This is a genomic window from Halothiobacillus sp., assembly GCF_028710545.1.
Lineage (GTDB): Bacteria > Pseudomonadota > Gammaproteobacteria > Halothiobacillales > Halothiobacillaceae > Halothiobacillus.
This window is the reverse complement of record NZ_JAQTTX010000078.1, coordinates 1-7,532: the sequence shown is the minus strand read 5'-3', so window position 1 is coordinate 7,532 and position 7,532 is coordinate 1. Positions and strand designations below refer to the sequence as shown.

Here is a 7,532-nt window from a genome sequence, read left to right as displayed (position 1 = left end):
CAAAATCCAGTTCATCCGCAGTACAATTTGGCATCGGTACAGCTCCCCACAAAATCTTCGTCGCACGCTGATTTTATGCGGGTTTCAAGGCTGTGCCGATACCTCCTCGGTGAAATATCCGGGCTAAAACCGCATTCATCGCCGCCTTGGCGGCCCTCACCAGCGGATGTCAGGGCTTTGGGGCTGGATGGGGTGGTGCCGACTCCGGCCCGGGCTATGAGGCATCTTTCTCCTGTCACGCCGATAATGGCCACAATATTGAAATCATGGGAGAGTTCACTACCCCCGCGACAAGAATCTTGAACTCTGATAGTGGCCTAGGGGGGGGGCTTGCCAGCCCTTTAATGATCCGTTTGACGATGGTGCGACACTCGGCCTGGCGGGCGATAGCCGCCAACTACCGGACTATGCCTACCTCTACTGGTCGTGGGTGCCTCAGGGTAACGATAGCACCATGACCGAGGCGCAAAAAAAGGAATACCTTCGTATTGTGAGAAAGCCACCGACCTACTGGGCGCGCGTTCCTGTCCGCAGCCAAATACCTGAGAGTGTCGTCAAAGAAGTGGAAGCCTCGCCGATGCGCAAGGATCATCCCAATATGCCCGCACTGAGACTGCATCTGTACTTTATCTGGACAAATGAAGGGGTGCAGATGAGTTGGCGGGTACAAAATTTCGACAAACTTTCCACCGTTCAATATGGCGGCTATATCCCGCAACCACTGCTGCCGAGGGTGGTGGAGAATCTCAAGGAAGACAACGCGCAATATGTTCCACCCCCACTGGGCGCATTGCCATCCCTCGGCGTGGCTCAGCGCATGCCCGCCCCGTCGCCAGCACCAACACCAGCCTCGACTCCAGCAGCAACACCAGCCCCGACTCCCCCAGCAATCCCGAAGCAAACGCCATGACGACCGAGACAATCCTCCGTAAAACCGCATTCATCGCCGCCTTGGCGGCCCTCACCAGCGGATGTCAGGGCCTGGGGCCGATACTGGGTTCGGGCGCTGACGCAGACTCCGGCCCGGGCTATGAGGCATCCTTTTCCTGTCACGCCGACAATGGCCACGACATCTGGAATATGGGGGAATTCACCGCCCCCGCGACAAGAACCTTACGCTTTAGCGATGGCGTCGGCGCAGGTGGTTGTCGACCCTTTAATGACCCGTTTGACGATGGTAAGACACTGGGCCTGGCGGGCGATAGCCGCCAACTACCGGACTATGCCTACCTATACTGGTCGTGGCTGCCCAAGAGTGGCAAAGGCGGTTATGCCGCCTTGAGCGAGGCAAAAAAAGAGGAAACCGGTCGTATTCTCGACAATCCACCGACCTACTGGGCGCGCGTTCCTGTCCGCAGCCAAATACCTGAGAGTGTCGTCAAAGAAGTGGAAGCCTCGCCGATGCGCAAGGATCATCCCAATATGCCCGCACTGAGACTGCATCTGTACTTTATCTGGACAAATGAAGGGGTGCAGATGAGTTGGCGGGTACAAAATTTCGACAAACTTTCCACCGTTCAATATGGCGGCTATATCCCGCAACCACTGCTGCCGAGGGTGGTGGAGAATCTCAAGGAAGACAACGCGCAATATGTTCCACCCCCACTGGGCGCATTGCCATCCCTCGGCGTGGCTCAGCGCATGCCCGCCCCGTCGCCAGCACCAACACCAGCCTCGACTCCAGCAGCAACACCAGCCCCGACTCCCCCAGCAATCCCGAAGCAAACGCCATGACGACCGAGACAATCCTCCGTAAAACCGCATTCATCGCCGCCTTGGCGGCCCTCACCACCGGATGTCAGGGCCTTGGGCCGATACTGGGTTCGGGCGATGGTGCAAGCGCAGTCCGACTATTTTGAGCTAACGCACATCTTGCTCGCGAAGCCGAAGGCAACGACCCGAGCATGGGTGCTACCCGCCAAGCGACCGCGGTGATGCCCCCTGTCACCGATAACGAAACACCGCCACCCGGCGTTGTTCGAGCGCCTTGATGATGAACCTGCGCACTTTAATTCATCGCCAGCGCGGTCAGGGGCTGGTAGAGGCCGTGATTGTCCTGCCCGTATTCGGCCTGTTTTTACTGGGGATTTTCCAGGGCATTTTGCTGTACCGCGCAAAGACTACGCTGGATTACGCCGCATTCATGGCCGCACGCAGTGGCGCAATGAACTTTGCCCAAAAGAACGCCATGATCGACGGGCTCGCGCGCGGCCTGATGCCGCTTTATGCCCATCAGACCGGTGGTGGTGCCGTAGTTGCAGCGTACGCCAAAGCCAAGGCGGACATCCAGTTGGGGCAGTCAGCCGCAATCACCATCATCAGCCCGACCAAAGCGGCATTCACCGACTGGCAAGAAACCCAATACGATGGCGTAGCCGCCATTCCCAACGACAGCCTGCCTTTCCGAGGCAGTGCCATTGGCACAAAAAGCCACATGACCGTGCAAGATGCCAACCTGCTCAAAATCAAAGTGACCTATCAGTACCCGTTGATCGTCCCCGTGATTGATCGCCTGATCGGTCACCTGGACGTGGCGCGAACGGCTATCGCCGGGCACCCCGTCTATAGCCTCGATATTCAGGCGCAGGCCACCGAACTCATGCAGACCCCGATTCGCGATCCCAATCTGTTGCCTTCCGGCACGGGTAGCAGCACGTCGGGCGGCGGGAATCCAGCACCAACACCGACGCCTAATCCAGCACCAACACCAAATCCAACGCCAACGCCGTCACCAACGCCGCCACCGCCCGACCATATCTGTATCTGATGAATACCAGCAAAGGAATGTTAAGGTTATGAAAAGGAACGTTTCAATAGATAAAATCAAAGCAATACATAAAATCGCTATGGTTCTTATCATGCTGTTGCTGGTAGGGTGTAACTCGGGGTCCGACCAATCACAACCCATTGCCAACCCACCGAATACCCCGAATACACCGGGCTCGACACTACCACCCTATCAATCCCCCGGCCAATCCGGTCCGGGGGCTACATCGAGTCCAGGCGGCGCATCGAAACCAGCATGCCCGAACGCCTGCCTGTGGATACCTTCCGGCAAAACACAGGCACAAGTCATTGCAGACTTTGAAGCGCAAAATAATTGTGTTGTAAAACAAGACGCTGGCATCGGCGCGGCCGCCTGTCAACCTGTGGCTCAGATGTCAGTGTCCTCAAATTATCTCAATATCAAGCTCCCAGAGTTCGAGGGCGAAGTGCCCCAGTACTACAATGACAGTAAATGCAATTGCACAGCAGGCATAGGCCATCTTGTCCAGCATGGGCAGTGCCCCGCCAATCTGGCAGCGCCGGGAAAACAGAAGACCCCGCAAGCGACCGATGCCTGTGTCAAGGACACTTGGTGGAAAAGCCCCAAAGCCTTCCCGGGCGCTAGTGTCAGCAAAACACAAATCGAAACATGGGCAAAACAGGATATTGCGTGGGCGGAGAGATTGGCAAAACAAGCGTTGTCCGGAAAGAATGTAACGCAAACTGAATTCGACGCGGTGGTTGATTTAATATATAACGGCGGTTTTTCAAAATACTACAGCATTAAAACAGATTTGAAGTCAGGAAATTTCAAAGGGGCCATCCAAGAAAACACCAGAAGAGGTAAAAACAATCATCTTCAACAAAATCGAGTAAATTTCGAGAATAGCGGATTATCTGAAGGAGATTTATGTAAATGAATATGAGGATTAGTTTTCTAACGATAAATCTACTTATCGCTTCGGCCGAATTTTCGAGTTGTTACGCGGCGGCGAAGCTGGGAGCGGCAGAAGATTTCATCCCCGCCGGCAAATGGGAAACGAGCAATGGAGACATCTACTGCGTGCCAAAAGGCAATCGCGCTCCTGATCCGATTCGCCTTGCTGCGGAGGTTGCCTCTTCAAGTTCGACGGGGGATTATAGGTGGGTAGGGGAATGCAAAATATTAAAATACTCCGCGCAGCAACATGCGTTTTCAGCCAAATTAGCGTGTAGTCAAACAAGCGAACGGCATGATGTTAAAAATCAATTCCTTGTAGATATTAAAGGACAACTTCACGACGGAGAGATCTACGAAATTTCTACCGTAGTGCCAAATGCAATGTCAGGACCCTATTCAACGGTTGACACTTATCACAAAGTCCTTGACACCTGCACATTAAATCCCCGACTGACAATTGTCGGGCCAAAAACCAGTATCGCCCAGCCACTGAATCCGTTCTTGGATGTTTTGTCCGGATTACCAGAAGGTGCTGAAACGAATATTCCGTCGGCCGAACTCGATGCCCCCACAGCCGCCGAGCAAAAAACCCAGGTTTGGCCAAGCCCCGACGAGCACGTGAACTGGGCCGCGATGCAACGTTTCTGGGAACGGTCGATGAAACTGCCGGGAATCGATACAGGGCCTGCGAACAGCCCCAAGCACATGCTGGTTTATTTTGACCCCAACTGCCCAGTTTGTGCCCAGCAATGGGAACAATTAATACCTTACCTCGACTCGGTGCGTATTCATTGGATTCCGATTGCCTATTTCGACAAAGACAGCCTGAGCCGAGCAGCCGCCCTGTTGGCGGCTGCTCATCCTGCACAAGCACTGCTGCAAAATGAGCGGGCGTACGATCAAAAGAGTCACAAAGGCGGTTATCCGATACCATCGCACATCCCCTCGTGGGCACTGCGAGCAGTGCAGTCGAACACCCGAGAAGCCGAACGAATTCTCGGTCAGATTGCTACCCCCACGCTGGGTTTTGAGCTCGAACCGGGCAAAAAGTATTACCGCTTCACGGGCCTCATGGATGCTACCTCCATCCAAACGGCCATCCAAGCGCTTGGGCGTAGCCCTGATTCTTTACCTAAACAACGGTGATGTATGCACTTCAAATTTCTGTCTACTCTGGGTAAACGCCTGTCGGTGCTTGGTGCCGCTACCCTTGCGCTAACAATCACGGCCTGTGGTGGCGCATCCTCAGGCACAAGTATCACGAACACAGTCTGGTCGGCAAGCATGATGAAAAATACAGCTCAGGCCAGTGATCAGACCGGTGAGCCCTTTCGTCTGAACGGGCGTAGTGCGGCATCGGTATTTTCTGATTCCAAGGTGGCCGAGCTGGCAAACGCGGCCTGCGACGGCGCGGCTACCAGGGTTAAACCATTGGTGCAAGCCGGTGCGGATGTCAATGGCCAAGGCACGCAGGGGATTACCCCATTGATTTGGGCCATGAGTTGCCATAACTATGCGGGGATTAGTGCCTTGCTCGAGCAAGGGGCCAATCCCAATCTACCGATGGCGGGCGGCGAGACGGCGGTGTACCTCGCCGCAGGGGGCAGCGATCCTAAAATTCTTCCTTTGCTGCTGGATCATGGTGGCAATCCCAAGGTTATGAAGGTTTTTGACCACATCAACAATCGGGTCGCCTATGAGTCGCCTTTGTTCAATGCAGCACAAATGGATCGCTTTGAAAATGTGAAACTGCTCGTGACCCGTGGAGCGAATGTCTACTACATCGAAGGCCCCATTCCGGGGTGTCCCGTCTGCGGATTGACCCCGCTGGATGTGGTTAAGAAGCCCGAAATAGCGATATACCTTATTCGGCACAGCCCGGACAACAAGGTGCGTTTGCAACGATATGCAGATTTCTGGTGGTACCACTACAGCCTTTTAACCCCCGAAGAACGGTACAAGAAATATCCTGATGATTACCAGGCATCTTCCGAATTGCTGCAACTGCTTGCTGAACGCGGCGTGGTCCCGGAAGATCCTGCCGCGCCGGAAGAGCCGCCCCCATCCGGTTCGTCAGAGCCGCAGACCAAAAAAGATGCTAACCAGGCAAAACTCGATGCCTTCTTGAAGCAGCGGGAAGCCGAAGGCAAGCCCTGCGCTAATGGCATGGCGGAACTGGGTGCCAACGGTGCGCCAAGGTGCGCCAGACTAAATCCCGGGGCGATCAGCGCAACTGAATGGCATCAGGTAAAGGCCCTAAGTGGCGTAGCCACCCAAGCGGGGAATAAGGCACCGGCCTTGTACGTGTTCTTTGATCCGAACTGCCCACCCTGTGCGCAATTATGGCAAAGTCGGGTTTCGGGCAAACCCTTCGGCGACGTACCTGCCGTATGGATTCCCGTGGCCTATTACTCGACCGACAGCCTCGGCAAGGCGGCGGCCATTTTGCGCCAAGGGGATCGAGCCGCACTGGAGCGCAACTTTGGCGCAGGATACAACGTCACAAAAGAATCGGGCGGCATCACCCCGGTACAACCAACCCGTGCAGAATCGCGCCACATCGCAGAATCCCGCGCGCTGTGGAAGGATCTTGGCGGCGGCACGCCCATGCTCGTCTTCCAAACCGCCAATGGCGAACTCATTCGCTTTATGGGATTTCCAAAAAACAACATCTCGACACTTGAGACCATCGTGCAGTCTTTGAAACAACCCAAGTCCAAGCAGCCGAAGTTGACGCCCTACAAACCGTAGAGCAAGGCACGTTTTTATCGTCTCAAGCACGGGGTGATTCGGGGTGTTTTTCAACACCCTGCTAAAGTCCTACGGGCTGCAAGGAGGGATTGGGTACTGGGTTTCGCTGGGCGCGATGGTTTCGTGAGGCTTGGTGACCCATCGGTGCCCTGAAGACAACAAAAAACCCGCACGAGGCGGGCTAAGTTTTTGTTTTTTATGGTGGCCAGAGAGGGAATCGAACCCCCGAAACGAGGATTTTCAATCCTCACAAAACTCCATTTTATTGCATTTTGCAACGTTAGTGAAAATGCCATGTTTTAATAAAAATCATAAATTTATCGTATTTTGCTATTTGTCCGCATTAGTGTAAATTAGCTCCAAGCGCTACCCCATCGCTACCCCGATTTGCTGGGGTAGCGGGTAGCACACTCGGAGACACGAATATGACGGACACCGCAACCCGCTTAAATTTCACCGCCGCCCGTGTGAGGGATGCGCACTGCCCGCCGGATAAATCCGAGATCACATTATGGGACGCCACCGCCCCCGGACTTGGTTTGCGTTTGCGTGCCAGTGGAGCGCGCGCGTATCTGTTTCAATATCGCTTTGATGGCAAAGCCGCCCGCGTGATGATCGGCAGCCCGGACGCTTGGGATATAGACGCAGCCCGAAAGGAAGCCCGACGCCTAAAGATCATGGTCGACAATGGCACAGACCCACGCCAAGACCGCGAGGACAAAGCAGAAGCCCACGCCGCCAAGCAGGAAGCCAAGGCAGCTAAACAGCGCGAAAAGGAGCGCCAAGCCGTCACTCTCGGGCAAGCATGGCCGCGCTATATAGAAGCCCGCCGGGATGATTGGGGCAAGCATTCATTAAACGACCACAGGCGAGCCATGCAAGCGCCCGGACTGCCCCGTGCCCGTTCCAAGGAGTTAACCCAAGCCGGGGCGCTTTACTCGCTCAAAGAGTAAGCGTCCAACCGCTCCACCTGTAAAACATGGGTCGTTTATGCTTTCTGCCTGAAGGGCAACAGTTCATCGATGCGGCTGTTGGGCCAGGTGGGTAGTTTTTCGAGGGTGTCTTTCAACCAGGC

At 54.9% G+C, this 7,532-nt stretch carries 9 protein-coding genes and 1 tRNA gene; 8 read left to right on the top strand and 2 right to left on the bottom strand.

Features of this window, described 5'->3' with window-relative positions:
- The first annotated feature begins 454 nt into the window (after positions 1-454).
- The 7 genes from PHD44_RS11865 to PHD44_RS11835 all read left to right on the top strand — a co-directional run bounded on the left by PHD44_RS11865 (position 455) and on the right by PHD44_RS11835 (position 6,457).
- A complete protein-coding gene (locus PHD44_RS11865) occupies positions 455-910 on the top strand; it encodes a hypothetical protein (RefSeq protein ID WP_300192000.1) in 456 nt (151 codons plus the stop codon).
- Positions 907-1,734: a hypothetical protein gene (locus tag PHD44_RS11860; RefSeq protein ID WP_300191998.1), complete on the top strand. Its 828-nt coding sequence runs from the start codon at positions 907-909 to the stop codon at positions 1,732-1,734. Before PHD44_RS11865 ends, PHD44_RS11860 begins: the two co-directional genes overlap by 4 nt.
- The gene (locus PHD44_RS11855) at positions 1,731-1,859 is read left to right on the top strand and encodes a hypothetical protein (protein WP_300191996.1); all 129 of its coding nucleotides are present in this window, start codon (positions 1,731-1,733) and stop codon (positions 1,857-1,859) included. The genes PHD44_RS11860 and PHD44_RS11855 overlap by 4 nt, the downstream gene beginning before the upstream one ends.
- 131 nt (positions 1,860-1,990) lie before the next feature.
- The gene (locus tag PHD44_RS11850; RefSeq protein WP_300191994.1) at positions 1,991-2,767 is read left to right on the top strand and encodes a TadE/TadG family type IV pilus assembly protein; all 777 of its coding nucleotides are present in this window, start codon (positions 1,991-1,993) and stop codon (positions 2,765-2,767) included.
- A gap of 28 nt (positions 2,768-2,795) precedes the next feature.
- Positions 2,796-3,686 carry a glycoside hydrolase family protein gene (locus PHD44_RS11845; RefSeq protein ID WP_300191992.1) on the top strand — a complete coding sequence of 297 codons (891 nt, stop codon included), beginning with the start codon at positions 2,796-2,798 and terminating at the stop codon, positions 3,684-3,686.
- Positions 3,683-4,852: a hypothetical protein gene (locus tag PHD44_RS11840; RefSeq protein WP_300191990.1), complete on the top strand. Its 1,170-nt coding sequence runs from the start codon at positions 3,683-3,685 to the stop codon at positions 4,850-4,852. The genes PHD44_RS11845 and PHD44_RS11840 overlap by 4 nt, the downstream gene beginning before the upstream one ends.
- Before the next feature lie 3 nt (positions 4,853-4,855).
- A complete protein-coding gene (locus tag PHD44_RS11835; RefSeq protein ID WP_300191989.1) occupies positions 4,856-6,457 on the top strand; it encodes an ankyrin repeat domain-containing protein in 1,602 nt (533 codons plus the stop codon).
- A 199-nt stretch (positions 6,458-6,656) separates the two neighbouring features.
- Here PHD44_RS11835 and PHD44_RS11830 read toward each other — a convergent pair.
- Positions 6,657-6,728: transfer RNA gene (locus PHD44_RS11830), tRNA-Phe, on the bottom strand.
- Between the two features lie 154 nt (positions 6,729-6,882).
- Here PHD44_RS11830 and PHD44_RS11825 point away from each other — a divergent pair.
- Complete coding sequence (locus tag PHD44_RS11825; protein ID WP_300191988.1) at positions 6,883-7,410, top strand: Arm DNA-binding domain-containing protein; 528 nt, start codon at positions 6,883-6,885, stop codon at positions 7,408-7,410.
- 35 nt (positions 7,411-7,445) lie between these two features.
- Here PHD44_RS11825 and PHD44_RS11820 read toward each other — a convergent pair.
- Positions 7,446-7,532: transposase domain-containing protein (locus PHD44_RS11820; RefSeq protein ID WP_300186679.1), on the bottom strand; the 87-nt coding region annotated here is incomplete at its 5' end.

Bases quoted from the DNA above. Each gene is read 5' to 3' on its own strand.
- PHD44_RS11850 (WP_300191994.1), top strand. From the start codon at position 1,991: ATGATGAACCTGCGCACTTTAATTCATCGCCAGCGCGGTCAGGGGCTG.
- PHD44_RS11840 (WP_300191990.1), top strand. From the start codon at position 3,683: ATGAATATGAGGATTAGTTTTCTAACGATAAATCTACTTATCGCTTCG.
- PHD44_RS11845 (WP_300191992.1), top strand. From the start codon at position 2,796: ATGAAAAGGAACGTTTCAATAGATAAAATCAAAGCAATACATAAAATC.
- PHD44_RS11865 (WP_300192000.1), top strand. From the start codon at position 455: ATGACCGAGGCGCAAAAAAAGGAATACCTTCGTATTGTGAGAAAGCCA.
- PHD44_RS11860 (WP_300191998.1), top strand. From the start codon at position 907: ATGACGACCGAGACAATCCTCCGTAAAACCGCATTCATCGCCGCCTTG.
- PHD44_RS11855 (WP_300191996.1), top strand. From the start codon at position 1,731: ATGACGACCGAGACAATCCTCCGTAAAACCGCATTCATCGCCGCCTTG.
- PHD44_RS11835 (WP_300191989.1), top strand. From the start codon at position 4,856: ATGCACTTCAAATTTCTGTCTACTCTGGGTAAACGCCTGTCGGTGCTT.
- PHD44_RS11825 (WP_300191988.1), top strand. From the start codon at position 6,883: ATGACGGACACCGCAACCCGCTTAAATTTCACCGCCGCCCGTGTGAGG.